A 24,021-nucleotide genomic window follows, 5' to 3' on the forward strand; every position below is an offset into this window, starting at 1 on the left:
CGAGACGTTCGCGGCCCCGGGCCACGCATTCAACGTACCCGGTGCGTTCGATGAAATCGCAAGGGCGCCCATGTCTCTTCCTTCATGCGGCCGCAAGTGCCTGATCGAGATCGGCCAGCAGATCGTCGATGTGCTCGATGCCGACCGACAGGCGCACCGTGTCCTCGGTCACGCCCGCACGCGCGAGTTCGTCCGGCGACAGCTGCCGATGCGTGGTCGAGGCCGGGTGCGTGGCCAGCGAGCGCACGTCGCCGATGTTGACCAGGCGCGTGAACAGCTTCAGCGCATCGAGGAACTTCGCGCCGCCCTCGCGGCCGCTGCCGATGCCGAAGGTCAGCACGCCGCTGGCCTTGCCGCCGAGGTACTTCTGCGCCAGCGCATGGTCGGGGTGGTCTTCGAGCGCCGCGTAGTTGACCCACTTCACGGCCTCGCTCTTCTTCAGGTGCCGCGCCACCGCCAGCGCGTTGCTGCTGATGCGGTCCACGCGCAGCGCCAGCGTCTCGATGCCCTGCAGGATCAGGAAGGCATTGAACGGTGAAATGGCCGCACCCGTGTTGCGCAACGGCACGACACGCGCACGGCCGATGTAGGCGGCCGGGCCCAGCGCCTCGGTGTAGACCACGCCGTGGTAACTCACGTCGGGTTCATTCAGGCGCCGGAAGCGCTGCCTGTGTTCGGCCCACGGAAACTTGCCAGAGTCGACGATCGCGCCGCCGATGCTGGTGCCATGGCCGCCGAGGTACTTGGTGAGCGAATGCACGACGATGTCCGCGCCGTGCTCGATCGGCCGGCTGAGATAGGGCGACGGCACCGTGTTGTCGACGATCAGCGGCACGCCATGGCGGTGTGCGATCTCGGCAATGGCTGCAATGTCGGTGATGTTGCCGGCCGGGTTGCCGAGCGATTCGACGAACACCGCCTTGGTCTTCGCATCGATCAGCGGCTCGAAGCTCTGCGGGGCTCGGTGGTCGGCGAAGCGCGTGGTGATGCCGAACTGCGGCAGCGTGTGCGCGAACAGGTTGTAGGTGCCGCCGTAGAGCGCGGTGCTGCTGACGATGTTGTCGCCCGCCTCGGCGATGGTCTGGATCGCATAGGTCACGGCCGCCTGGCCCGAGGCGAGCGCGAGTGCGGCGATACCGCCTTCGAGCGCCGCCACGCGCTGCTCCAGCACATCCTGCGTCGGGTTGTTGATGCGGGTGTAGATGTTGCCCGGCACCTTCAGGTCGAACAGATCCGCACCATGCTGCGCGCTGTCGAAGGCATAGGCCACCGTCTGGTAGATCGGCGGCGCGACGGCGCGCGTGGTGGGCTCGGGCGAATAGCCGGCATGGACCGACAGGGTTTCGAATTTCCAGTTGTTCGACATCGTTGGTTACCGAAGAGAGATTGGGTTTGGAAGGCGCTGTCAGACAGCCCAGGCAAGTGCCGCCGTGCGGATGCGCCGCATGACCCGGGCCGGCACATAGCCATGCGGCGCACGGCGAGCCACTTCGCGCGGCGAGGCCGGTGCGATCTGCCAGACCGAGGTCGTTCGTGCGATCACGCGCCGGGCCTGTTCGGCGGGTGTCCCTTCGGCAATGCGTGCCATCGCGAACCTCAGCCTCAAGGGGCACCCGCCGCGAGAGCGTCGAGCACCTTGATCTTCTTGGGAATGAGCTTGAGTTCGAAGAAAGTGTCGGCGATCTTCTGCTGCTCGGCTGCCACGGCGGGCGTGACCGGCTTCACAGCGCAACGGCACCTACGACCACCGCGCCGAGCGCGAGGTCGCGCAGGGCCTGCCAGAAGGATCGGCCCGGCGGATCGGGATCGAAGTGATCGGTGAGAAAGGGAGACATCGGGGATTCCGGGAGGGTCAAGGAAACGGGGCGCACTGCGCCGACCCGGCGGATTCTGCGGACACACCGCCCGGCAGCCAACGAAGGAATACGAGTTTGCTGATGCGTTTTGCGTTGGATCCGAGGCCGCTGCATAAGCATCGAAGCAATCGGTCTTTGGCGGCGGTAGCGGCAATGGCGTACAAGAACGGCCATGTCCTCGACCCGCCAACTCAAGCTGGGCGCCTTCATGCGCCCCGTCAGCATCCACACCGGCGCCTGGCGCTATCCCGGTGCCTTCGCCGACGCCAACTTCAACTTCGCGCACCTCAAGCGCTTCGCGCAGACGCTGGAGCGCGCGCGCTTCGACGCCTTCTTCATGGCCGATCACCTCGCGGTGCTCAACATGCCGATCGAGGCATTGAAGCGCAGCCACACCGTCAGTTCCTTCGAGCCCTTCACGCTGCTGTCGGCCCTGAGCCAGGCCACCGAACACATCGGGCTGGTCGCGACGGCATCGACCACCTTCGACGAACCCTTCCACATCGCACGGCGCTTCGCCTCGCTCGACCACCTCAGCCATGGCCGCGCGGGCTGGAACATCGTGACCACCTCCAACCCCGACGCGGCGCTCAACTTCGGCCGCGAGGACCACATGCCGCACGACGAGCGCTACGCCCGCGCACGCGAGTTCTACGATGTGGTCACCGGACTGTGGGACAGCTGGGCCGACGATGCCTTCGTTCGCGATGCCGGCAGCGGCCTCTATTTCGATCCGACGAAACTGCATGTGCTCGACCACAAGGGCAGCTACCTCTCGGTGCGCGGCCCGCTGCACATCGCACGGCCGGTGCAGGGCTGGCCCGTGATCGTGCAGGCCGGCGCATCCGAGCCGGGGCGCCAGCTGGCCGCCGAGACGGCCGAAGTGATCTTCGCCGCGCATGGAACCCTGGCCGAAGGCCAGCGCTTCTATGCCGACGTGAAGGGACGCCTCGCCGCACTCGGGCGTGAGCGCGACCATCTGAAGATCCTGCCGGCGGCCTTCGTCGTGGTCGGCGACACGGTGGAAGAAGCGCAGGCCATTCGCGCCCGGCTCGACAGTCTGGTGCACTACGAGAGCGCGATCGCGTCGCTGTCCATCGCACTGGGCCATGACGCATCGCGCTTCGATCCCGACAAGCCCTTGCCCGAAGTGCCCGAAACCAACGCCAGCAAGAGCAGCCGCGAGCGCGTGATCGCGCTGGCGCGGCGCGAAGGCTTCACCGTGCGGCAGCTCGCGCAGCGCCTCGGCGGCTACGGCGGACTGGCCTTCGTCGGCACCGCACGGACCATCGCCGACGAGATGCAGGAATGGCTAGCCACCGAAGGCTCGGACGGCTTCAACATCATGTTCCCGTGGCTGCCCGGCGGGCTCGATGCCTTCGCCGACAAGGTGGTGCCCGAGCTGCAGCGGCGCGGCATCTTCCGGCGCGAGTACGAAGGCGCGACGCTGCGCGAGAACCTCGGCCTCTCGCGGCCGGCCAACCGGTTCTTCCCGCCGCGCTCAGATCATTCCCTTATTTGAAAGCAACGATTCGGTAGTTCGCAATTCAAGAGCCCGCTCGCAGAATCGGTTGCCGAGTGCCGACTGGCACTGCTTTCTCGTTTGGGCTCCATGAATTTCCAACAGTTGCGCTCCGTGCGCGAAGCCGTTCGATGCGGCTTCAACCTCACCGAAGCCGCGCATGCGCTGCACACTTCGCAGCCGGGCGTCAGCCGGCAGATCCGCGAGCTCGAAGACGAACTCGGCATCGCGCTGTTCGCGCGCGCCGGCAAGCGGCTGACAGGCCTGACGGCGCCGGGCGATCACCTGCTGCCGATCATCGAACGCGTGCTGCTCGAAAGCCGCAACCTGCGCCAGGCCGGGCAGGAGTTCCTGGCCCAGGAGAACGGGCTGCTCTCCATCGCCGCGACGCACTCGCAGGCACGCTACGCGCTGCCGATCGCCGTGCAGGAATTCCGCACCCGGTTTCCGCATGTGCAGCTGCACCTGCGCCAGGGCTCGCCCAAGCAGATCGCCCAGATGCTGCTCGACGGCGAGGCCGATGTCGGCATCGCCACCGAAGCGCTCGGCGACTATCCGCAGCTCGTGGCGCTGCCCTGCTTTCGCTGGACCCATTCGGTGATCGCGCCGCCGGGCCATCCCCTGCTCGACGGACCGCTGACGATCGAGCGGCTCGCCGGTTATCCGCTCGTCACCTACGACAGCGGCTTCACCGGACGCACGCGCATCGACCAGGCCTTTGCCGAAGCCGGCCTCCAGCCCGACCTGGCCATCACCGCGATGGACGCCGACGTCATCAAGACCTATGTCGAGCTCGGCATGGGCGTGGGGATCGTCGCCGGCATCGCCTTCGAAGCGGAGCGCGACACCCGGCTGCGCGCCGTCGATGCGGGGCAGCTCTTCGGCATCAACCTGACGAAGCTGGCCGTGCGGCGCGGCGCCTATCTGCGCGCGTACGTCTACGCCTTCATCGAAGCCTTCGCGCCGACCCTGACACGCCCGGCCGTGGAAGAAGCGCTCGGCGGCGGCGCTGCCGAGGCGAGCGATCCGCTCCCCGACTCGGCGCTGGCCCAGCTGCTCGCGCACGCGCCGAACGCTGGCGGCGCGTCCGCTGCCCGGCACTGAGCAGCCGGGTCGCGCCGCCCACCGCGGACGGCCCGTGGCGGCCGCCTTCGCTCGACGACGGCGCCCGTTCCGATTCACGACTTCCACACCGACAGGAGATTTTCCCGATGAGCCATGACACCGTTTCATCCACCGACGTCGATATCGACGACAGCATCGGCAACCTGCGCATCCGGCGCTTGGCCGGCCACATCGGCGGCGAGGTGCTGGACTTCAGGCTGCGCAGCAGCCTGGACGAGGACGCCATCGCGCAGCTGACCCGAGCGCTGGTCAGGCACAAGGTGCTGTTCTTCCGCCGCCAGGACCACCTCGACGACGACGAGCACCAGAAATTCGGCGCCCGGCTCGGCCGGATCGTCCCGCACCCGACCGTGCCCTCGCCGCAGGGCACGCGCCTGTTCGAACTCGACGCTTCGAAGGGCGGTGGCCGCGCGGATGCATGGCACACCGACGTCACCTTTCTCGACGCCTTTCCGAAGTTCTCGGTACTGCGCGGCGTGAAGATCCCGGCCTACGGCGGCGACACGGTGTGGGCCAACACCGCCATCGCCTACGAACGGCTGCCCGAGGATCTCAAGCGCCTGGCCGACCGGCTCTGGGCGGTCCACAGCAACGACTACGACTACGGCGCCGAGCGCGTGCAGGTCGACGCGCAGCGCCTGCGGCACCACCAGCAGGTGTTCATCTCCTCGATCTACGAGGCCGAACATCCGATCGTGCACGTGCATCCGGTGTCGGGCGAGCGCGCGCTGCTGCTGGGCCACTTCGTCAAGAAGATCGTCGGCCTGTCGAGCAGCGAATCGGCACGCATCTTCGAGATCCTGCAGAACCGCGTGACGCGGCTCGAGAACACGGTGCGCTGGCGCTGGAAGCAGGACGACGTGGCGATCTGGGACAACCGCGCGACGCAGCATTTCGCGATCAACGACTACGGCAACCAGCCGCGCCTGGTGCGCCGCGTGACGGTGCAGGGCGAGGCCGCCGTGTCGGTCGACGGCCGCCGCAGCATCACGCGCAGCCGCCCCGAGGCGACCAACGATGCACAGATCGATGCGGTCATCGCGGCGACCGCCTGACCGCCCTCGCAATTCATACGGACACACCATGAACCCGACTCCTCCAGCCGACGGCCAGCGCCGCCGGCTGCTCAAGACGATCACCGCGCTCGGCACGGCCGCGTCCCTTCCCCCTCTCGCGAGGGCCCAGGGCGGCGCGAAGAAGTTCGCCGGCGTGACGCTGAACGTCTCGACCTTCGGCTCCACGTACTCCAAGCTGCTGCAGCAGTGGCTGCCCGAATTCGAAGCGCTGACCGGCGCCAAGGTGAACTACGACGCGCCCTCGTTCCCGGTCTACAACCAGCGCGCGGATCTGGAACTCTCGACCAAGGGCTCGGCCTACGACGTGCTCAACGTCACCTTCATCTACAGCAGCCGCTGGATCAACTCCGGCTGGTTCACGCCGCTCGATGATTTCATCAAGAACCCGCAGCTCACGCCCGCGGACTTCGACCTCGACGACTTTCTTCCCGGCGCCCGCACGGCGGAGTCCGGCCGCGACGGCAAGCTCTACGGCATTCCATGGAACGCCGAGGCGCTGCTCACGGCCTCCTCGCGCTTCGACCTGGTGGAGAAGGCCGGCCTGCAATTCCCCGACACCACCGACGATCTCGTGAAGGTGCTGCGCGCCGTCAACAAGAAGGAGCGCGTGGCCGGCTTCGTGGCCGACAACCACTACGGCTGGACCTTCGTGCCCTACCTGCAGGCCTTCGGCGGCGACATCTTCCGCAAGGCGCCGGACGATCTGTTCCCCACCCTCGACACGCCCGAGGTGATCGCCGCCGGCGAGTACTACGCCGGCCTGCTGCGCGAGTTCGGCCCCGATGGCGCGGTGACGTACCAGCCCGACCAGGTGATCCAGTCGCTCAAGCTCGGCCGCGTGAACTTCACCGACATCGGCCAACTGTATCTGGCGCAACTGGGCGACCCGGCCACCAGCAAGACCTTGAAGACCGTGAAGTTCGGCCTCGTGCCCAAGGGCCCCGCGGGCTGCTTCCCCGGCACCTCCGTGCACGGACTGGGCATTCCCGCCGGCTCGAAGAACAAGGAGGCGGCATGGGCCTTCATCCAATGGGCGCTGTCCAAGCCCACCACGCGGCGCGCGGTGCTCGCGGGCTACGGCTCGCCGGCCCGGCGCTCCGACATCGACTCGAAGGAGTATCGCGCTCGCCAGCTGATCAACGGCAGTGACCTGACGCAGCTGGCGCTGGCGTCGTTCGAGATCGCGGCAAAGACAGGCCACATGAAGTACCGCACCGTGTCGGTCTACCCGCAGATCGACCAGCAGCTCAACAAGGCGATCGAATCGATCGCGACCGGTCAGCTGTCGGCGAAGCAGGCGTTCCAGCAGGCCCAGGCCGCATCGATCGCCGAGCTCAAGCGCGCGGGCACCAAACTCTGAGACCCGGCGCACATGACGTTCGCGATTCACGCCGCCGACTGGCAGGCCGAACGCAGCCGTGCGTTCCTGTTCGGGCTCTCGCCCGCGCTCGCGGTGCTGCTCGTCATCACGCTGCTGCCGGCGCTGGCCCTGCTGGTGGCGAGCCTCACGCCGCTCAGCCTGACCGACCCGGCCGGCACTTTCCGCTTCGACGATCCGCTGGTCAACTACCGGCAGCTGCTGCACGACGGCCGCTTTCTCTCGTCGATCGACGTGCAGCTCAAGCTGTCGGTGGTGAGCGTCGTGCTCCAGCTGCTGATGGGCCTCGGCCTCGCGCTGCTGCTCAACGGCAAGTCGCTCGTGCTCGACGGCGTGCGCACCGCCTTCCTGATCCCGATGGTGCTGCCGCCGATCGTCGTCGCGCTGATCTGGAAGATCATGTACAGCCCCGACGTGAGTCCGATCCATCAGGCGCTCGAAGCCATCGGACTGCCCGTCCATTCGCTGATCTCCAATCCCCGGACGGCGCTGTGGGCCATCGCGCTGGCCGACACCTGGCAGTGGTTTCCCTTCACGATGCTGATGGTGCTGGCATCGCTGCAGATGATTCCGGACGATCCGCTCGAAGCCGCGCGCCTGGACGGCGCGAACCGCTGGCAGGTGCTGCGCTACATCGTGTTCCCCTACATCCGGCCGGTGCTCGTGGTGTGCGGCCTGTTCCGGCTCATCGACAGCTTCAAGGCCTTTCCGCTGATCTACGTGCTGACCAACGGCGGCCCGGGCAGCGTGACCGAGGTCACCAACTACTACGGCTTCATCGAAGCCTTCAACTTCTCCTACTGGGGCTACGGCAGCGCCATCGCGACGGTGATCCTGGCCGGCGTGTTCGTGCTGAGCTGGCTGGTGGGCAAACTGGGATGGAGCAACGACCATGACGAGCGCTAGCCAGACCATCGAGAACGCCGCCGTCGGCGCCACGCATCCGCACGGTGTCCCGCTGCGCGATGCGGCGGCCGCGCGTCCCCGCGCGCGCACCAGGCCGTCATGGCTGGCCGCACATGCACGGCCGATCGCCGCCATCCTGCTGCTCGTCGTCGTGCTGTCGCCCTTCCTGTGGCTGGTGCAGCTGGCCTTCCGGCCAGCGGTCGAGATGTTCGACGACGGACTGCTGTTCAGGCCCACGCTCGAAGGCTTCGCGAGCCTGCTGCAGGGCAACTTCCTGAAGTCGTTCTGGAACAGCCTGGCGGTCAGCACGCTCTCGACCACGTTCTCGCTGCTGATCGGCGTGCCCGCGGCCTATGCGCTGACGCGCTGGAAATTCAAGGGCCGCCGGCACGTCGCGCTGTGGATCCTCGTGACGCGCATGGCGCCGCCGATCGCCTTCACCATTCCCTTCTTCCTGGCCTACCAGTGGCTCGGTCTTCAGGACACCATCCTCGGCCTGGCGATCGTCTACCTGACCTTCAACCTCGCGATCGTGATCTGGCTGATGCAGACCTTCTTCGAGGCCGTGCCCGCCTCGCTCGAAGAGGCGGCATGGATCGACGGTTGCGGGGTCTGGCGTGCCTTCTGGCGCATCACGCTGCCGCTCAGCGCGCCGGGGCTGGCGGCCACCGCCGTGCTGTGCTTCATCTTTTCGTGGAACGACTTCTTCTACGCCCTGATCCTCACGCGCACGAACGCGATCACGGCGCCCGTCGCGATCGTCAACTTCCTGCAATACGAAGGCTGGGAGTGGGCCAAGATCGCCGCCAGCGGCACGCTGGTGATGTTCCCGGTCGTCATCTTCACCGTGCTCGTGCGCACCTACCTGGTCCGGGGCCTCAGTGCCGGCGGCATCAAGGACTGACAAGTACCTCGCCCCGCGGGGCAGAAAGTGATTTGCCATGGCTGCCATCGCCGTTCGTCAACTCGTCAAGAACTTCGCGTCCACGCCGGTCATCCGCGGCATCGACATCGACATCCGCGACGGCGAATTCCTCGCGCTGGTCGGGCCCTCGGGCTGCGGCAAGTCGACGCTGCTGCGCATGATCGCCGGGCTCGAATCGGTGACCGACGGCGAGATCCAGCTCGACGGCCGGCGCATCAACGAGCTCGCGCCGCGCGATCGCAACGTCGCGATGGTGTTCCAGAACTACGCCCTTTATCCGCACATGACCGTCGCGCAGAACCTTGGCTTCGCGCTGCAGGTCCGGCGCAGCGACCGGCAGGAGATCGACCGCCGCGTGCGGCAGGCGGCCGAGACGCTCGGCCTCGAGCAGCTGCTGCACCGCTATCCGCGCCAACTCTCCGGCGGCCAGCGCCAGCGCGTCGCGATGGGGCGCGCGATCATGCGGCAGCCGCAAGCCTTCCTGTTCGACGAGCCGCTGTCCAATCTCGATGCCAAGCTGCGCGTGCAGATGCGCACCGAGATCAAGGCCCTGCACCAGCGCCTGGGCACCACCACGGTCTACGTGACGCACGACCAGGTCGAGGCGATGACCATGGCCGACCGCATCGTCGTGCTGAAGGACGGCCTCGTAGAGCAGATCGGCGCGCCGCTCGAACTCTACGACCAGCCCCGCAACGCCTTCGTCGCCGGCTTCATCGGCTCGCCGGCGATGAACTTCGTGCCGGGCCGGTTGCAGCTCGATGGCGTGCCGCACGTGGTGACCGACGACGGCCTTCATCTGCCGCTGGCGCGCACCCCTCACGGCGCGCACGGCGACCGGGTGATCTACGGCACGCGGCCGGAAGACTTCGCGATCGACGAGGGGCGCGGCCTGGCGGCCGAGGTCGTCGTGGTGGAGCCGACCGGCTCGGAGACCCAGGTCGCCGTGCAACTGGCCGGGCAGACCGTGATTGCCGCATTCCGCGACCGCATCGCAGCACGTCCCGGCGACCGGCTCTCGCTGCGACCGCTGGCCGCGCGCGCGCACCTGTTCGACGCGGCCAGCGGCGGACGACTCAACTGACCCTGTCCGACCATCGCCAAACGTGGCGTTCATCGTCGACTAGCATGGTCGGCATGAACCTGTTGCAGTTCGAACTCGATCGCCTGTATGGCCTGGGCGCGAGCGCCGCGGATGGCGCCGCCCCGGGCGCTGGAGATGAAGGGCGCCAGCGCGGCGTCCGGGCCCTGGTGCTGGAGTTGGCGCTACCGGCGGGTGGGCGACAGATCTCCTCGGTCTGGCAGGGTGTCCAATCGGATCTCGGCCTTCCCGCCCCTGCCATCGCGGTCTCGGGCGTCGACGGACTGCAGCTGTGGTTCTCCCTGGCTTCGCCGATTTCGCCGCGCGCGGGCGAACGCTTTCTGCAGGGCCTCCGTGCACGGTACCTGTCGGACCTCGGGTCGGCGCACGTCCATTTGATGGCCGACACGGCCGAATTCCCTGCTGCGCCGCCGGTCGAGATCAGCCCGGATCGCTGGTCGGCTTTCGTCGCCCCCGATCTGGCATCGGTATTCAGCGATACGCCGTGGCTGGACTTTCCTCCCAACGGCGAAGGCCAGGCGACGCTTCTGCGCGCGCTCGAACCCATGCAACAGGGTGCGTTCGAAGCCGCGTTGAGCCAGCTGGGTGCCATCGAAGGGGGCGAGTCCGGCGCACCCGCTGCCTCGACGGCACCCGGGCCGACCGAAGTGCGGGCGTGCGAGCAAACGGACGCCGATCCGGTACGTTTTCTGAGAGGCGTCATGAACGACGAGACGGCGCCTCTGGCTTTGCGGATAGAAGCCGCAAAGGCCTTGCTTCCCGGTGCCAGGCGCTCATAGACATCGCGCAGCACTCATGCAGGCAGGATGCCCGAGGAGCTGCTGACGCGGCTGCTCGGGCGGCGCTGAGCCCCGGGGGCCTCGGCCATCTGGCACATGGACGCGCCCCGCGCGGCGGCGTAGCATTTTTCTCCTTGCCGCCTCAGCCGCGGCGACAAGTTCCGAGTCAGTGAGGCTGGCCATTCAACGCACAAGGAGCTTGCTATGAGCTATCACCTGGAAGGTCGTCTGCTGGAGGTCTGCAACTGCAATGTCCTGTGTCCGTGCTGGATCGGAGAGGATCCGGACAACGGGACCTGCGACACCATCGTCGCCTGGCGCATCGACAAGGGCACGGTCGATGGCCTCGACGTCGGCGGCAACACCATCGCCGCCGTGGCCCATGTGCCCGGCAACATCCTGCAGGGCAACTGGACGGCCGCGATCTTCGTGGACGACAACGCCTCCAAGGAGCAGGAAGAGATGCTGCTCAAGGTCTACACCGGCCAGGCCGGCGGGCCGATCGCCGATCTCGCCAAGCTGATCGGCACCGTGGTGTCGGTGGAGCGCGCCAAGATCGACTTTCACGTGAACGAGGGCAGCGGCAAGCTGTCGATCGGCAGCGACTACTACGCCGAACTGGAGCCCTACCGCGGCGCGACCGGCGGCCAGACCGTGCTGTCCGACACCGTGTTCTCGACCGTGCCGGGCGCGCCGGTCTTCGTCGGCAAGGCGCCGACCTACCGCTCGAAGAACGCCGCCCTGGGCATCGACCTGGACATCAAGAACCACAACGCGCTGCAAAGCACCTTCGTGTTCGACGCTTGAGCGCCCCGCCATGCCCGCCGCCGCGCGTGCGGTACCGCTGGCCGGCCCCGCGCGCCACCGCCGAGTGTTTCTGCCGCTGCTGGCTGCGCTGGTCGTGCTGGCGTGGGTGGTGCTGTGGGCCTGGGCGCGCAGCCCCTGGGGACGCTACCTCGAGCACGGGGACTGGATGGCCTCAGGCCCGGCCGCCTTCCTGTGCCGCGCCCTGCCCGCCGGCGAATGGTGGCTGCCCGGATTGCTCTATGCCCTTGCCTGGGTACTGATGACCGCTGCCATGATGCTGCCCACCACCTTGCCCCTGTTCGACGTGTTCGACCGGATGACCGCGCGGCGCGCGGACCATCGCCGCCTGATGCTGCTGCTCGGTCTCGGCTACATGGCGGCGTGGGGCGCCTTCGGGCTGCTGGCCCATGGGCTGCACACGGCGCTGCTGTCCGTGCTCGCGAAATCACCCACGCTGGCCTGGCATGGCTGGCTGATCGGCGCGGCCGTCATCGCGCTGGCCGGCGCCTTCCAGTTCAGCCGGCTCAAGTACCGGTGCCTCGACAAATGCCGCACGCCTCTGGGCTTCGCGCTGCTGGGGCCATCCGCTGCTCGAGGTAAGCCGTAGGCAGGTGCCCGGCAGCCTCCGGCCGGCGATCCGCTCACGAGCTGGGGGTCTTTGAACCGAGGGAGGATCGCGATGGCGCAGAGGCTGCAAAGCGTGGGCGAGCTGTTCAAAGGGCGGCACTTCGAGAGAGAGATCACGTGTTGTGCGTTCGCTGGTACCAGCGCTTCAAGCTGAGCCTTCGCGACCTCGTGGAGATGATGACCGAGCGCGGCCTGGTATTGGCCCACACCCCGATCATGCGCGGGGTGCAACGATTCGTGCCCGAGTTCGAGAAGCGCTGGAATCGATTTGCTCGCAAGGCCGGTCGTTCGCGGCGCGTCGACGAAACCTACGTGAGAATCCGCGGCAGATGGACCTATCTATACCGTATACCGGGCTGCCGATCGAGTCGAGACGTGAAGTCGCGCACCAAGCCCATGCTCGGCTTCAAGGTCTTCGATCGCGCGGCGGTAACAATCGCTGGCATCGAGCTGCTGCATCGCATTCGCAAAGGTCAGTTCAAGCCCGGTCGACTGCGCCCTGCGGGCCAAGCCGCGAAGCGCGTGCTCGCCACTTGCCCAGAGGCGCCACGCAAGATCGTCCCAACCAGCTGCAAAGCTGTCCAGCTGCCAAGGCCGAGATTCCTGAGCTTGCGGCCGTGCGGCACGTGTTCGTGAAGGCCTGTGCGCGCGTGAACAACCGCGCCGAAAACAGCCATCAGCCCTCGCGAGCGCGAGCGGCGCATGGGAGGCTTTCGCCGGCCCGAGCGCTCGCAGAACTTTCTATCGAGCTTCGGTTCTATCCACCAGCACTTCGCGCTCAAGCACCATCTGTTGCGCGCCTCGCTCTACCGCAAACAACTGGCCGCGCGCTTCGACGCCTAGCGCCCTTTCACCGACGTCGCCCAAACGCCGTGCGCCGCCTTCTGAGAGATCCATCTCCAGACCTTTTTCAACCCGCCATCGCTAACGTGACAAAGCCGAGAGGGCTGCGCCCGCCTTCGCCGCCGCGTGGCGGCGATACATGGCCCAGCGACGGGCTCAGAGCGCACGGCAGCCGTGCACCTGCCCGCGCAAGGCCACGTCACCGGTCTCGCCGGTACCACGGCGGAAGCTTGCGAGCTGCGCGAAATGCACGACCTCGTCACCGCAGTCGATGCGGTCGAACACCACCGCCTCGAAGCTTGCGAGCGAATCTGTCGCCAGTGGCGCGCCGAGTTCCTCGCCCGGCTGCCAGTGCAGCAGGCTGGGCGGCTGTCTGCCCGCGAGCACGCTCACACCGCACGCCTGGTCGAGGCTGAAGTGCAGTTCCTCGTCCTTGCCCAGCACCCACACGACGATGGCAGGCGTGAGCGACACGGAGTTGAAGGCAAGCGCCTGCGTCGCGCGCGGCCGCCCGTTGTCGCCGCGCAGCGAGATCAGAACCCGGCCCGTGGCGAAAAGGCCCTGCGGCAGCGGCGGGCAAGGCGCAAGGATGGGCATGGCGTTCATGCGGCGAGGCCCTCGGCCAAGGCGGCGCGCGAGGCCTGCGCATCCAACGCCATGCGCTCGATCGCGGCGTAGCGGCCATCCACGTAGAGCAGCGGCCGCAAGTTCGCGTCCGCGTCCCACGCCACCACGTCGCCGATGAACGCGACGTGATCGCCGATCTCGCGCACGATGATGTTCGAGCATTCGAATCGCGCCATGCTGCCCACAATGAGCGGCATGCCGATTGCAGCGCCGCGATGCCAGTCGACGCCGGCAAGCCGGTCCGCCACTGGCGACGCCATTTGCGTCGAAATCGCCTGCTGGTGTTCGGCAAGCAGCGACACGCCGAAGCGTCCCGCGGCTTCGAAAGCCGGTCGCGACCGCGATGAGCGGCCCAGGCTCCAGATGATGCAGGGCTGTGCCGACATCACCGGCAGCACCGAGTTGGCAGTCATGCACACGGGCGTGCCATCGACAGCGACCGTCGTCACCACGCACACGCACGTGGGCACACGCCCGAGGGAGTTGCGCAGCGCCTTCATGTCCATGGGGCCATCCTATTCCTGCCGGATGCCGCCCGGTTCGGCAGAGTGAAACGGAGCGAAAAGATCCGCCGCGTCGGCGCAGATCTCCAGCGCATCGAGGCGCCCCAGCCACTCATCGCACTGCGCGGCATCGAGGGGCCGTGTGCCGCGTACGAGGCAGTCGCGCGCTTTGGCCCGCAAGTCCGATTCGGTCATGGGGTTCGCGCGGGTACCGGGCACCTCCTCCACGCGGCGGGCGAGCACGCGGCCGTCCCGCAGGGTGAGACGCACTTCGGCGGGCGCGAGCTTGCCGGAGTTCGTCTCGTCCACCTCGATGGCGATGCGGTTCGCGAACGCAAGGAGCCTTGGATCGAGTGCACTGGCCGGCTCGATCTCTTGCAGCCCCACGCGCTTGCGGGCCACGGCGCTCGCCACGCAATAGCGCACGCTGAACTGCGCGGCGACGGTAGGGTTGTCCGCGGGCGAATACGGCGCGCCGACGATGCCGTTCATGTAGGGCGAGATGCGGATCACCGCGCTTTCGATCATCGACTCGTCCAGCGCATGCTCGACTGCCAGTTGCAGCGCCGCTTCCGTGGCCGCGTGGCCGCAGCCGCAGGTGGGGAATTTCTTGTAGCTCGACAGCATGCCTTCGAAGCGCCTGCCCAGTCCATCGAGCACGATTTTTTCGTCGCCGCCGCGTTCGAAGCGCGCGTACAGGCCGTGGCGCCCCGCGAAAGGTTCGGTCGGCGCGCTAACACCCCACGCGGCAAGGAGCGCCGAATGCGCCCCACCGCGCGCGGCGATGGCGGACTGCACGCGCTTGAGCCCCGTCTGCTCGACGATCGCCTGCTGCGTGCCGCCCGTGTGTCCGAGCGCAATGCCCAGCGATTGCGCAATGCCGTGTTCGTCCAGCCCGAGAAGGCGTGCGCAACCGGCGGCAGCGCCGAACACGCCATAGATCGAGCTGTGCCACCAGCCCGTGTGCTCCGCTGCGCCGAGTGCGAGGCGGCAGGTCACATCGCAGGCGAGCGCCGTTGCCGCAATGAGCTCGCGGCCGCTGGCGTGGCGCTCCTGCGCGAATGCGAAGACCGCCGGCACACACACCAGGTCCGCATGCACCAGCCCGGCGTCGTGCAGCGAATCGAATTCCAGCGCGGCAGCGGCCACACCGTTGAGGAAGACGGCGTCGAGCGCGCGAGCCCGCCCGCCCGTTCCCCAGACATCGCATGGACCCAGGGCAGCGCCGCCCAGCGTGCCGCCCCGCATCGCCTCCAGCCCGGCAAACGCCGAGCCCGCCCAGCCGACGGCCAGCGTGTCGCGCAGCAGCAGGCGCGTGGCCTGGATGGCGTCCGGTGGCAAGTCCTCGAATCGCCGCATGGCGACGTGCCGCGAGAGGGCCTGGGCGAGTGTGTCGGTCATGTCCGGTCCTGATCCTCGCCATCGTAACCAGCGCCTGCCCGCGCGCGTTCCGCCCTGCGAAACCGCAAGCGGCGCACCGCACGCTATCGTCGGTCCATGCCAATCGATCCTGGTGCCGGTTTCGGGCCCGACGTTCACTTCGCACAGCCCGGCGACGACCTGGGGCGCCCCTACTGGAATACCAAGCGCGAGGCCATGCCCGCCGGGCTCATGCGCGAAGTGCAGTTGCAAAAGCTGCGCGTGCAGCTCGACTACCTGGAAAGCCACTCGGCCCTGTACCAGCGCAAGTTCGCGCAGGCGGGCTTTCGTGCGAAGGACCTCCAGACCATCGACGAACTCGCGCAGTTGCCCTTCACCACGAAGGCCGAGTTGCGCGCGGGGCAGGAATCGCACCCGCCGTTCGGCCTGCACCAGGCCGCGGCCGACAGCGAGATCATCCGCACCACTGCCACGTCAGGCACCACGGGCAAGCCGGTGTTCCAGGCGTACACGCGCCACGACGTGCTGATGCGAAGCGAGAGCATCGCGCGGGCGCTGTGGTCCTTCGGGGTCCGGCCCGGCGACCGCGTGGTCAACGGCTTTGCGCTGAGCATGTTCAACGCGGGCGTGCCGATCTGCACGTCGATCGAACATCTGGGCGCCAACAGCATTCCGGTGGGCGCAGAAAAGCGCGCCGAAGGCATGCTGAGGATGATGAAGGAGATCCGCGCCACGGCGTGGATCGGAACGCCCTCGTTCATGGCCTACCTGACCGAGCGTTGCCGCGACGTGCTGGGCATGGACCCGGCCGATCTCGGCGTGCGCGTGATCTGCGGCGGGGGCGAGTCGGGTTTCGAGGTGCCGGAGTTTCGCCGCCGCATCGAGGAGGCCTGGGGCACGCCGCACGTGTACGACTTCGCCTCGTCGTCGGATGCGCAGCCCAACAACTTCTCGCACTGCCACGTGCGCGAGGGCAAGCACCAGACCACGCCCGACATGGCGCTGGTGCAACTCATCGATCCTGCAGCCGGCACGCTGCTGCCCCTGGAAGACGGCGCCGAGGGCGAGTACATCTTCACGCACCTCAGCCGCCACGCCTGCGGGCTGGTGCGCTACCGCAGCGGGGACGTGCTGAAGGTGCGCGTGGGCGATTGCGCCTGCGGGCGCACGGGCTTTCGAATGGACATCGTCGGCCGCACCGACGACATGCTGATCGTGCGCGGCGTGAACCTCTATCCGTCCGCGGTGCAGGCGGTCGTCAACCAGTTCGAGCCACAGCTGGCGGGGCCGATGCAAATCGTGTTGAAAGCCAAAGGGCCGAAAGTGGAGCCACCGCTGCACGTGCGCGCCGAGGTGAGCGCGGGCATCGACGGCGCCAGCCTCGAGACATTGAAAGCGGCCTTCGAGAACGCATGCCGCGAGCAGCTCAATGTGCGCGTGCGCGTGGAATGCGTCGCGACCTGCTCGCTCGACCGCACGGAAAGCAAGGCGAAGCTGATCGTCGTGGAGTCCTGAACTGCGGGCAAGCCGCGTTCAGTGCCGCCGCGCCCACGCGTCGGGCAGCGGCTGCGGGGGCTCGGCCTCGGCGTTGGCCAGCCGCTCTTTCATCTGCGCCACCAGCTCCGCCAGGCGCGGGCCGATGTCGTCGAACAAGCGAGCGTGCGACGACGCTTCCGCGGTGATCGCGCAATTGAAGACGTAGGGCTCGCCCTGGTCGGGCAAGTGGATGGGTGCGGCCACCACATGCACGCTGGGTCGCACGAGCCCTTCGTGCACGCAAAAGCCCAGGCGCGCGACCTGTTCGCGCGAGCGCTCGATGCGGCTCGCCGTCGCCTCCCATTCGTCGGGCATCGATGTGCGGATGTCCGACAGCAGCGACTCGCGCGTGCCCTGCGGCAACGCGGCAAGGAACGCATCGCCCATGCACGAGCGCCCGAGCGCGAACGTCTTGCCGATGTCCGAGATCCAGCCTGCCGATTCGACGCGCTTGGCCGTGTGCACGTAGACCATGTTCAGGCCGTCGCGCACGCCGAGCGACACCGCGCCGCCCACCGCGTCGGCCAGTTCGCGCATCGGTGTGCGGGCCGCCTGCCGCAGCTTGATGTTGGCCAGAAGCGGATGCGCCATCGACAGGACCGCACGGCCGAGCACGTACTTGCCGTACTTGCCCGCCTCGGGCAGGAAATGCAGGAAACCCAGGCTGGTGAGCGTGTAGGTCAGCCGCGAGACGGTGGCCTTGGGCAGGCCCGTGCGCTGGCTGATTTCCTTGTTGCCGAGCACGGGCGCTTCGGCGCTGAACGCGCGCAGCACGTCCAGGCCGCGCGCGAGCGTGATGGCGAACTGGCGGTCGCCCACATGCGCGCCGCCGGCCTCGTCGAACGGCTCTTCCGGAAGATCGGGCGGGTTTCGGGTCACGCGCCATCGTACGTCCCCGCGCCGCAGCGTGCATTTCTGCGGAGTGAAACCCAGCGGCTGCGGGACCGGGGATTTACCCGAAGCCGGTCAGCCGGAAATGTCCATGAAGCTCGCGCCCAGGAGCTCCTTGACCACGGTGAGCTTCATCACGTTGATCGTGCCGCCGGTGAACGTAAGCCCCAGGACGTCGCGCAGCCGCCGCTCCAGCGGCAGTGCCTTGAGGTAGCCGCTGGCGCCGAACATCTGCAGGCAGTCCTGGATGGCGGCGATCGAATCAGTGATGCCGCTCCACTTGGCCATGCCGGCGATGCGCGCCGCGTTTTCGCCGCGCGTGTTCATCCACAGCCCGCGGTAGGCCAGCATGCGGCCCGCCTCCACACGCGTGGAGTGCTCCACCAGCGGAAAGCTGATCGCCTGGTAGTGGCCGATGGCCTTGCCGTACACCTCTTTTTTCTTGACGAACTCGATCGTGTCGTCGAGCACCTGCTGCGCGGCGCCCAGTGCGTTGAGCGCGGACAGGCACCGCGACACGTTCCACCGCGCATAGAGCACGGCTTTGCCCTGCCCTTCGCCGCCGAGCGTGTGTTCCACCGGCACGCGCACGTCCTTCAGGCGCACGATGCCGAGCTGGTGCGAGCGCAGCCCCATCTCGGGCATGAGCTCGCAGCTCACGCCGGGCGCGTCGGCCGGCACGCGGATGAACGTGATGCGCGAGCTGCCGTCGGGCTGCTGCACCTTCGCGGTGACGCCCATCAGCGCGGCGCCGGGCATGAGGCTCACGTGGATCTTCTCGCCATTGATGACGAAGTGGCCGTCTTCCACGCACGCGGTGGTCGACATGTTCGACAGGTCCGAGCCCGCTTCCGTCTCGGATGTTGCGATGCACACCAGCCGCTCGCCGCTGATCACGCCGCGCGCGGCCTCCTCGCCCCACCCGGGCACGAGGTTGGGCAGCGTGTTCTGCATCGAGCAGATCATGGCGCAGCTGTTGTCCACGCGCGCGATCTCCTCGACCGCGATGCCCAGCATGATGTAGTCGCCTTCCATGCCGCCCAGGCGCTTGGGCGCGATGATGCCCAGAAGGCCCGTCTTGCCCATGTGGCGGATGGCCTCCACCGGAAACCGTTCCTTCTCGTCGCACTCCACCACGTAAGGCTGGATCGCCTCCCGCGCGAAGCCACGGACGAAAGCGCGAAACGACTCATGCTCTTGCGAAAACGAATAATCCAGTGCCATCGGGGTGCTCTCCTTGATGCCATGCAATGGTGGCAGCGCGGCACGGCCCAATGTTTCGCAGAGCGAATTCTTCGCGCGCGCGCCTGCTCCTAGACTGGCCTTGGCTTTCTGATCAGAAGTACACAGGAGACAAGCGATGCGCTATTTGAAGGGCCTGCTCGCCGCGGCCGTGTTCGCCCTGACCCTGCCCGCGGCCCTCGCGCAGGCGAGCTCGTGGCCCGACCGCCCCGTCAAGATGATCGTGCCCTTCCCGCCCGGCGGCACGGCCGACATCCTGGGTCGCTTCCTGGCGCAGAGCCTGTCCACGCACCTGGGCAAGGCCGTGGTGGTCGAAAACAAGAGCGGCGCGGGCGGCCTGATCGGCGCCGACTTCGTCGCCAAGGCAGCGCCCGACGGCTACACGTTGCTCATGTCCTCGGCTGGACCGCTGGGCGTGGCGCTGGCGCTGTATCCGAAAGTGCCCTACGACATCCTGAAGGATTTCGCCCCGGTCGCCGTGGTGGCCGAAGCGCAGATGGTGCTGGTGAGCAACCCCGAATTCAAGGCGCATACGCTGAAGGAACTGGTTGATCTGTCGAAGGCCAAGCCGATGGAAGTGCGCGCCGCCATCAACGCGACCGGCTCGATGCACCACCTGATGACCGAGATGTTCGCCACGCACAACGGCACGAAGTTCACGATGGTGCCCTACCGCGGCTCGGGCCCCGCGATCATGGACATGCTCGCCGGCCACATCGACCTCGACGTGGAGAACCTGCCGGCTGTGGCCGAATACGTGAAGCTGGGCAAGCTGCGCGCCATTGCAACCCTGGGTGCCGAGCGTGCCCCGCAGCTGCCCGACGTGCCCACGTTCAAGGAGCTCGGCTACCCGGAGTTCGTCGCCGCGCCGTGGTTCGCCCTGGTCGCGCCCGCGAACACGCCCGCTGCCATCGTCGGCAAGTTGAACCAGGCCGTGAACGCATCGCTCGCCGAGCCCGATGCGAAGGAATGGCTCGCCAAGCAAGGCGCCAACGCCGTGCCGGGCACGCCGCAGCAGGCCGCCGACAAGATCCGCAGCGAAACCGTGCGCTGGGCAGAGATCGTCAAGAAGACCGGCGTGAAAGCAGACTGAAGAAGAAATGACATGAAATTCGCTTCGATCCTCTTTTCCGCCATCGCATCGGTGGCGGCCGTCGTACCCACTGCCCAAGCGCAGGACGCATACCCGAGCCGGCCGATTCACCTGCTCGTCGGCGCCACCGCCGGCGGCGGCTCGGACCTGGTCGCGCGCATCGTCGCGACCGAACTCACGAAGAAGCTCGGGCAGGCTGTCGTCGTCGAGAACCGTCCCGGCGCGGGCGGCAACATCGCGAATCTCGCGGCCGCACGCGCGCCGGCCGACGGCTACACACTGGCGATGGCGTACTCAGGCCTCGCGGTCAATCCGGCGGTGATGCAGAAGATGCCGTTCGACACCTTGCGCGAGCTGGCCACCGTCTCGCTCGTGGCCGACGTGCCCATGGGTTTGTACGTGAACGCGGCCGTGCCCGCGCGCAACGTGAAGGAGCTGATCGACACCGCGAAAGCATCGCCCGGGCGCTACGCGCTCGGTGTGAATGCACTGGCGAGCGTAGGGCATCTGGCCACCGAGCTCTTCAAGCAGCGCACCGGCGTCGACATGCCCACCGTCGTCTACAAGGGCAGCTCGGCCGCGATGACCGACCTTCTGAGCGGCAACGTGAGCGCGATGTTCGACACCGTCGCCAGCGCGGGCCCGCAGGTGCAAAGCGGCCGCATCCGCATGCTCGCCTACGGCGGTGTCAAGCGGCTCGCGACGAGCCCCGACGTGCCGACCTTGACCGAAGCCGGACTGGACAACTTCGATTTGCGCTCGTGGTATGGCGTGGTCGCGCCCGCCGGCACGCCCAAGGCCACCGTCGACAAACTGAGCACGGTGATCGCCGAAGTGATCCGCATGCCTGAGGTCGTCGAGAAGTTCGAGAAGAACTCGCTGATCCCCGTGGGCAGCACGCCCGATGCGTTCGAGCAGTACCTGGCGGCGGAGACGGAGAAGTGGACCCACGTGGCGAAGGCCGCGAAGGTGCAGGTGCAATAAAGCGCGAAAGAAGCGGCCGGCCTCAGGCCGCTTCCGGATCGGACGACAGCCGCTCGTGCACGCTGCGCACCAGCTCCACCAGGCGCAGACCGATGTCCATCTCCAGCTGGCCCGGTGACAGCGACCGCGCGGGCACCGCGCAGTTGAACACCACGGTCTCGTCCTGCAGCCGCAGCGGCACGGCCACCGTGTGCACGTCGGGGTTGTAGCCGCCGCGGCGCAGGCAGAAGCCGCGATGCGCGAATTCGGCCAGCGCATCGGCCGCGCCTTGCGAATAGCGCGTCCAGTCCTGCGGCGTCTTGAGGCGAATCTGGTTCAAGAGCTTCGTACGCTCGCCTTCGTCCAGCGCGGCCAAATAGGCATGCCCGATGGCCGACGAGATGATCGGGAAGGTGAGGCCGATGTCGCGCTTGGAAAGCGCTTGCGCATCGAAGCTCACCGTCTCCATGTAGACGATGTTGGTGCGTTCGCGCACGCCGATCGAGACCCATCCGCGCGCGTAGTCGGCGAGCTCGCGCATTTGCGGCACGGCCACGCGGTAGATCTGGATGCTTGCGACCAGCGGATAGGCCAGCGACACGACGGCGGGGCCCAGCTCGTACTTGGCGCTGTCGGCCACTTTGCGCAAGTAACCCAGCTGCGTCAGCGTGTAGGTCAGGCGCGAGACGGTGGACTTGTACAGGCCCGTGATCTCCGCGATTTCGCCGTTGCCCAGCACGGGCTGGCGCGCGCTGAAGCAGCGCAGCACGTCGAGGCCGCGTGCAAGCGAGGTGGCGAACTGGCGGTCCTTGTCCTCTGCCGCCGCGTCGGGGGCATCCGGCGTATCCATGGCGAAGGCGCTCAGGTGCCGGAACACAGACCCAGCAGACGGCGCGTCCGCCAGTTTAGACCGTTGCAGTTCCGCCCCCATCGACCGCGAGCACGGTCCCGGTGATGTGGCGCGCCGCATCGCCCAGAAGAAAGGCGATGGCGTTCGCGATATCCAGCGGCTGCGCCATGTGGTCCATGGCCGCGCGCTTGTTGTCGCCGCCCCAGGCCGCGACATTGCTGCGCTCGATGAGCTTGAACCGGTCGGACTCGATGGGACCCGGCGCAACGACGTTGATGCGGATGCCGTCGGCGCGCACGACGTCGGCCACGCCTTTCGACAGAAGATTGACCGCCGCGTTCGCGCATCCGCCCGGCAGGTGCGCGGGCGTGGGCTGGCGCCCACCACGCCCGGACACGTTGACGATGCTGCCGCCGCCGCGCCGCTGCATGTGCGGGATCGAAGCGCGCATGGTGCGGATGTAGCCCATGAGCTTGGTATCCAGCACCTCTTGCCAGTCGCTGTCGGTGAGTTTCATGAAGTCGCCGAAGGTGCGCGCGGCGACCGTGTTGACCAGCGCGTCGATGCCGCCGCAGTCCGCTGCGATGCGCTCGGCGATCTCGCGGATCGCCTTGTCGTCTGAAATGTCCAGCGCATAGGTGTGCGCGGTGCCACCCGCATCCGCGACGGCCTTGGCGATCTCGGCCAACTGCTCTTGCTTGCGGCCGGTCAGCGCGAGCACCGCACCGCGCGAGGCGAGCAATGGCGCAAGCGCCGCCCCCACCACGCCCGTGGCGCCGACGATCCAGACGACGCGGCCTTTCACGTTGCGGTCCTTACAGGCGCGCCGTGGTGTCGAATGCCTGGCCCAGGTTGAACTTGCCCAGTGTCGCAGCGCTCTTGTCGAGGTTTTCGTGCAGCGTGTGGATGCGCAGGTCGCGCACGAAGCGCGAGAGCACGCTGTCGGCCCAGAAGGCGCTGGAGCCCGCGATCTGCGCGGCCTTGTCCATCACCATCACGGCGTTTTCGATTGCCCGGTGCTTGGCGCCCATCGACTCCAGTTCGGCCTTCACGCGGTCGCCCTGCGTCCAGAGCCACGCAGCGCGGTAGATGAGCCAGCGCACCGAGTCGATGCCCACGCGGATCTCTCCCATGCGCAGCTGCGCGTACGGATCGTCCGCAGTGCCGCGATGCGGGATGTATTCCTTGAGCAGGTCGAAGATGCCTTCGCAGCCGCCCAGGTATTGCGCCGCGAAACTGAGGTGAAAGCGTGCCTGCCAGCGCTCGCGCGGGAAGATGCCGGGATCGCCCAGCAACATTTCGTCCGGCACGAAACAGTCCTGCAGCTGCATGACGGGGCTCACCGCGCCGCGCATGCCGATCGGGTTCCACGAACCCTTCACGATCGACAGGCCCTCGGTGCGCTTGGGGATCACGAGGTTCACGTGGCCTTCGGCCGGCGGCACGTCGGGGATGCCTGCCGCGACGATGTTGTAGTCGGCCATGTCGACGAGCGTCGCGTAGTTCTTGACGCCGTTCACCTTGAAGCCGCCGGGCACGCGCTCGGCTGTGGTCAGCAGCGTGTACAGGCCGCGCGAGGTGCGCCCAGGCTCGCTGCCGGTGAAACTCACCGTCGCGCCCTTTTTAACCACGTCGTTGCCCACGAGCTCGCGCAGGTACTTGCTGCCTGCCTTGTCGATGAAGTGCGACCCGTGGCAGTGGATGTGCAGGCACTGCGCGGTCGACATGCAATAGCGCGCGGTCTGCTCGACCGCCACCAGGTACATCAGCGGGTCGGTGCCGGCCGTGCCACTGCCCATGCCGCCCAGGTCTTCCGACACGGTGAGCTTGAGCAGGCCCGCGTCCTTCAGGTCGGTCATGTTCTCGACCGGCAGCGTCGCGGCCTGGTCATGTTCCGCCGCGCGTGGCGCGAAACGTTCGCGGCCCAGGGCCCCCACGGTATCGTAGACCTTCTGCTGCTGGGGAGTGAAACTGAAATCCAAGATGGCTC

23 protein-coding genes and 2 pseudogenes are annotated in these 24,021 nt (G+C 67.5%); 14 read left to right on the forward strand and 11 right to left on the reverse strand.

Features of this window, described 5'->3' with window-relative positions; genetic code table 11:
• Positions 1-82: 82 nt before the first annotated feature.
• The 3 genes from WDLP6_RS33980 to WDLP6_RS35435 are packed head-to-tail and all read right to left on the reverse strand — an operon-like array spanning position 83 to position 1,725.
• Complete coding sequence (locus tag WDLP6_RS33980) at positions 83-1,366, reverse strand: O-acetylhomoserine aminocarboxypropyltransferase/cysteine synthase family protein (protein ID WP_162595674.1); 1,284 nt, start codon at positions 1,364-1,366, stop codon at positions 83-85.
• 39 nt (positions 1,367-1,405) lie between these two features.
• Positions 1,406-1,588 (reverse strand): hypothetical protein, encoded by a 183-nt coding sequence (locus WDLP6_RS33985; protein WP_162595675.1) that lies wholly within the window; start codon positions 1,586-1,588, stop codon positions 1,406-1,408.
• 14 nt (positions 1,589-1,602) lie between these two features.
• Positions 1,603-1,725 (reverse strand): hypothetical protein, encoded by a 123-nt coding sequence (locus tag WDLP6_RS35435; RefSeq protein WP_269475613.1) that lies wholly within the window; start codon positions 1,723-1,725, stop codon positions 1,603-1,605.
• A gap of 303 nt (positions 1,726-2,028) precedes the next feature.
• Here WDLP6_RS35435 and WDLP6_RS33995 point away from each other — a divergent pair, with 303 nt between their 5' ends.
• The 11 genes and pseudogenes from WDLP6_RS33995 to WDLP6_RS35590 all read left to right on the forward strand — a co-directional run bounded on the left by WDLP6_RS33995 (position 2,029) and on the right by WDLP6_RS35590 (position 12,946).
• Positions 2,029-3,378, forward strand: coding sequence for an LLM class flavin-dependent oxidoreductase (locus tag WDLP6_RS33995; RefSeq protein ID WP_162595676.1), 1,350 nt, complete (start codon positions 2,029-2,031; stop codon positions 3,376-3,378).
• Between the two features lie 90 nt (positions 3,379-3,468).
• Complete coding sequence (locus WDLP6_RS34000) at positions 3,469-4,482, forward strand: CysB family HTH-type transcriptional regulator (protein WP_162595677.1); 1,014 nt, start codon at positions 3,469-3,471, stop codon at positions 4,480-4,482.
• A 107-nt stretch (positions 4,483-4,589) separates the two neighbouring features.
• The gene (locus tag WDLP6_RS34005; protein WP_162595678.1) at positions 4,590-5,558 is read left to right on the forward strand and encodes a TauD/TfdA dioxygenase family protein; all 969 of its coding nucleotides are present in this window, start codon (positions 4,590-4,592) and stop codon (positions 5,556-5,558) included.
• 28 nt (positions 5,559-5,586) lie between these two features.
• Positions 5,587-6,939, forward strand: coding sequence for an ABC transporter substrate-binding protein (locus tag WDLP6_RS34010; protein WP_162595679.1), 1,353 nt, complete (start codon positions 5,587-5,589; stop codon positions 6,937-6,939).
• A gap of 12 nt (positions 6,940-6,951) precedes the next feature.
• A complete protein-coding gene (locus WDLP6_RS34015) occupies positions 6,952-7,863 on the forward strand; it encodes a carbohydrate ABC transporter permease (protein WP_162595680.1) in 912 nt (303 codons plus the stop codon).
• Complete coding sequence (locus WDLP6_RS34020) at positions 7,850-8,767, forward strand: carbohydrate ABC transporter permease (RefSeq protein WP_162595681.1); 918 nt, start codon at positions 7,850-7,852, stop codon at positions 8,765-8,767. Before WDLP6_RS34015 ends, WDLP6_RS34020 begins: the two co-directional genes overlap by 14 nt.
• Before the next feature lie 37 nt (positions 8,768-8,804).
• Complete coding sequence (locus WDLP6_RS34025) at positions 8,805-9,872, forward strand: ABC transporter ATP-binding protein (protein ID WP_162595682.1); 1,068 nt, start codon at positions 8,805-8,807, stop codon at positions 9,870-9,872.
• A 53-nt stretch (positions 9,873-9,925) separates the two neighbouring features.
• Positions 9,926-10,669 (forward strand): hypothetical protein, encoded by a 744-nt coding sequence (locus tag WDLP6_RS34030; protein ID WP_162595683.1) that lies wholly within the window; start codon positions 9,926-9,928, stop codon positions 10,667-10,669.
• A 204-nt stretch (positions 10,670-10,873) separates the two neighbouring features.
• The gene (locus WDLP6_RS34035) at positions 10,874-11,476 is read left to right on the forward strand and encodes a DUF1326 domain-containing protein (RefSeq protein ID WP_162594678.1); all 603 of its coding nucleotides are present in this window, start codon (positions 10,874-10,876) and stop codon (positions 11,474-11,476) included.
• Positions 11,477-11,486: 10 nt separating this feature from the next.
• Positions 11,487-12,050, forward strand: a pseudogene (locus WDLP6_RS34040) (DUF2182 domain-containing protein); the annotation flags it as partial.
• A gap of 105 nt (positions 12,051-12,155) precedes the next feature.
• Positions 12,156-12,946: pseudogene (locus WDLP6_RS35590) on the forward strand (IS6 family transposase).
• Positions 12,947-13,102: 156 nt separating this feature from the next.
• Here WDLP6_RS35590 and WDLP6_RS34050 read toward each other — a convergent pair.
• From WDLP6_RS34050 to WDLP6_RS34060, 3 genes are read right to left on the reverse strand one after another with little or no spacing between them, the layout of a single operon-like run.
• Positions 13,103-13,552 carry a flavin reductase family protein gene (locus WDLP6_RS34050; RefSeq protein WP_162595684.1) on the reverse strand — a complete coding sequence of 150 codons (450 nt, stop codon included), beginning with the start codon at positions 13,550-13,552 and terminating at the stop codon, positions 13,103-13,105.
• Positions 13,549-14,079 carry a flavin reductase family protein gene (locus WDLP6_RS34055; RefSeq protein ID WP_162595685.1) on the reverse strand — a complete coding sequence of 177 codons (531 nt, stop codon included), beginning with the start codon at positions 14,077-14,079 and terminating at the stop codon, positions 13,549-13,551. The genes WDLP6_RS34050 and WDLP6_RS34055 overlap by 4 nt, the downstream gene beginning before the upstream one ends.
• A gap of 9 nt (positions 14,080-14,088) precedes the next feature.
• Complete coding sequence (locus WDLP6_RS34060) at positions 14,089-15,477, reverse strand: MmgE/PrpD family protein (protein WP_162595686.1); 1,389 nt, start codon at positions 15,475-15,477, stop codon at positions 14,089-14,091.
• Positions 15,478-15,573: 96 nt separating this feature from the next.
• Here WDLP6_RS34060 and WDLP6_RS34065 point away from each other — a divergent pair, with 96 nt between their 5' ends.
• The gene (locus WDLP6_RS34065; RefSeq protein ID WP_162595687.1) at positions 15,574-16,971 is read left to right on the forward strand and encodes a phenylacetate--CoA ligase family protein; all 1,398 of its coding nucleotides are present in this window, start codon (positions 15,574-15,576) and stop codon (positions 16,969-16,971) included.
• An 18-nt stretch (positions 16,972-16,989) separates the two neighbouring features.
• Here the strand turns inward: WDLP6_RS34065 and WDLP6_RS34070 are convergent, their stop codons facing one another.
• Complete coding sequence (locus WDLP6_RS34070; RefSeq protein WP_162595688.1) at positions 16,990-17,871, reverse strand: IclR family transcriptional regulator; 882 nt, start codon at positions 17,869-17,871, stop codon at positions 16,990-16,992.
• An 87-nt stretch (positions 17,872-17,958) separates the two neighbouring features.
• On the reverse strand, positions 17,959-19,107 hold the full coding sequence (locus WDLP6_RS34075; RefSeq protein ID WP_162595689.1) for an acyl-CoA dehydrogenase family protein: 1,149 nt from the start codon (positions 19,105-19,107) through the stop codon (positions 17,959-17,961).
• A gap of 136 nt (positions 19,108-19,243) precedes the next feature.
• Here WDLP6_RS34075 and WDLP6_RS34080 point away from each other — a divergent pair, with 136 nt between their 5' ends.
• Both WDLP6_RS34080 and WDLP6_RS34085 read left to right on the forward strand, forming a co-directional pair.
• Positions 19,244-20,218, forward strand: coding sequence for a Bug family tripartite tricarboxylate transporter substrate binding protein (locus WDLP6_RS34080; protein ID WP_162595690.1), 975 nt, complete (start codon positions 19,244-19,246; stop codon positions 20,216-20,218).
• A gap of 12 nt (positions 20,219-20,230) precedes the next feature.
• Complete coding sequence (locus WDLP6_RS34085) at positions 20,231-21,202, forward strand: Bug family tripartite tricarboxylate transporter substrate binding protein (protein WP_162595691.1); 972 nt, start codon at positions 20,231-20,233, stop codon at positions 21,200-21,202.
• Between the two features lie 22 nt (positions 21,203-21,224).
• Here WDLP6_RS34085 and WDLP6_RS34090 read toward each other — a convergent pair whose 3' ends face one another.
• The 3 genes from WDLP6_RS34090 to WDLP6_RS34100 are packed head-to-tail and all read right to left on the reverse strand — an operon-like array spanning position 21,225 to position 24,013.
• Entirely contained in the window at positions 21,225-22,031 is an 807-nt protein-coding gene (locus WDLP6_RS34090) for an IclR family transcriptional regulator (protein ID WP_162595692.1), read from the reverse strand.
• 55 nt (positions 22,032-22,086) lie between these two features.
• Positions 22,087-22,836, reverse strand: a complete 750-nt coding sequence (locus WDLP6_RS34095) for an SDR family NAD(P)-dependent oxidoreductase (protein ID WP_162595693.1) — start codon at positions 22,834-22,836, stop codon at positions 22,087-22,089.
• Positions 22,837-22,846: 10 nt separating this feature from the next.
• Positions 22,847-24,013 carry an acyl-CoA dehydrogenase family protein gene (locus tag WDLP6_RS34100; protein ID WP_162571671.1) on the reverse strand — a complete coding sequence of 389 codons (1,167 nt, stop codon included), beginning with the start codon at positions 24,011-24,013 and terminating at the stop codon, positions 22,847-22,849.
• Positions 24,014-24,021: the final 8 nt, after the last annotated feature.

The organism is Variovorax sp. PBL-E5, from assembly GCF_901827185.1.
Lineage (GTDB): Bacteria > Pseudomonadota > Gammaproteobacteria > Burkholderiales > Burkholderiaceae_C > Variovorax.

What these genes read in the sequence shown, in the direction of transcription:
- WDLP6_RS34055 (WP_162595685.1), bottom strand. Translation starts at nt 14,079, where the DNA reads ATGGACATGAAGGCGCTGCGCAACTCCCTCGGGCGTGTGCCCACGTGC.
- WDLP6_RS34090 (WP_162595692.1), bottom strand. Translation starts at nt 22,031, where the DNA reads ATGGATACGCCGGATGCCCCCGACGCGGCGGCAGAGGACAAGGACCGC.
- WDLP6_RS34020 (WP_162595681.1), top strand. Translation starts at nt 7,850, where the DNA reads ATGACGAGCGCTAGCCAGACCATCGAGAACGCCGCCGTCGGCGCCACG.
- WDLP6_RS34065 (WP_162595687.1), top strand. Translation starts at nt 15,574, where the DNA reads ATGCCAATCGATCCTGGTGCCGGTTTCGGGCCCGACGTTCACTTCGCA.
- WDLP6_RS34035 (WP_162594678.1), top strand. Translation starts at nt 10,874, where the DNA reads ATGAGCTATCACCTGGAAGGTCGTCTGCTGGAGGTCTGCAACTGCAAT.
- WDLP6_RS33995 (WP_162595676.1), top strand. Translation starts at nt 2,029, where the DNA reads ATGTCCTCGACCCGCCAACTCAAGCTGGGCGCCTTCATGCGCCCCGTC.
- WDLP6_RS34000 (WP_162595677.1), top strand. Translation starts at nt 3,469, where the DNA reads ATGAATTTCCAACAGTTGCGCTCCGTGCGCGAAGCCGTTCGATGCGGC.
- WDLP6_RS33985 (WP_162595675.1), bottom strand. Translation starts at nt 1,588, where the DNA reads ATGGCACGCATTGCCGAAGGGACACCCGCCGAACAGGCCCGGCGCGTG.
- WDLP6_RS33980 (WP_162595674.1), bottom strand. Translation starts at nt 1,366, where the DNA reads ATGTCGAACAACTGGAAATTCGAAACCCTGTCGGTCCATGCCGGCTAT.
- WDLP6_RS34085 (WP_162595691.1), top strand. Translation starts at nt 20,231, where the DNA reads ATGAAATTCGCTTCGATCCTCTTTTCCGCCATCGCATCGGTGGCGGCC.
- WDLP6_RS34075 (WP_162595689.1), bottom strand. Translation starts at nt 19,107, where the DNA reads ATGGCACTGGATTATTCGTTTTCGCAAGAGCATGAGTCGTTTCGCGCT.
- WDLP6_RS34005 (WP_162595678.1), top strand. Translation starts at nt 4,590, where the DNA reads ATGAGCCATGACACCGTTTCATCCACCGACGTCGATATCGACGACAGC.
- WDLP6_RS34010 (WP_162595679.1), top strand. Translation starts at nt 5,587, where the DNA reads ATGAACCCGACTCCTCCAGCCGACGGCCAGCGCCGCCGGCTGCTCAAG.
- WDLP6_RS34025 (WP_162595682.1), top strand. Translation starts at nt 8,805, where the DNA reads ATGGCTGCCATCGCCGTTCGTCAACTCGTCAAGAACTTCGCGTCCACG.
- WDLP6_RS34050 (WP_162595684.1), bottom strand. Translation starts at nt 13,552, where the DNA reads ATGAACGCCATGCCCATCCTTGCGCCTTGCCCGCCGCTGCCGCAGGGC.
- WDLP6_RS34080 (WP_162595690.1), top strand. Translation starts at nt 19,244, where the DNA reads ATGCGCTATTTGAAGGGCCTGCTCGCCGCGGCCGTGTTCGCCCTGACC.
- WDLP6_RS34030 (WP_162595683.1), top strand. Translation starts at nt 9,926, where the DNA reads ATGAACCTGTTGCAGTTCGAACTCGATCGCCTGTATGGCCTGGGCGCG.
- WDLP6_RS34060 (WP_162595686.1), bottom strand. Translation starts at nt 15,477, where the DNA reads ATGACCGACACACTCGCCCAGGCCCTCTCGCGGCACGTCGCCATGCGG.
- WDLP6_RS34015 (WP_162595680.1), top strand. Translation starts at nt 6,952, where the DNA reads ATGACGTTCGCGATTCACGCCGCCGACTGGCAGGCCGAACGCAGCCGT.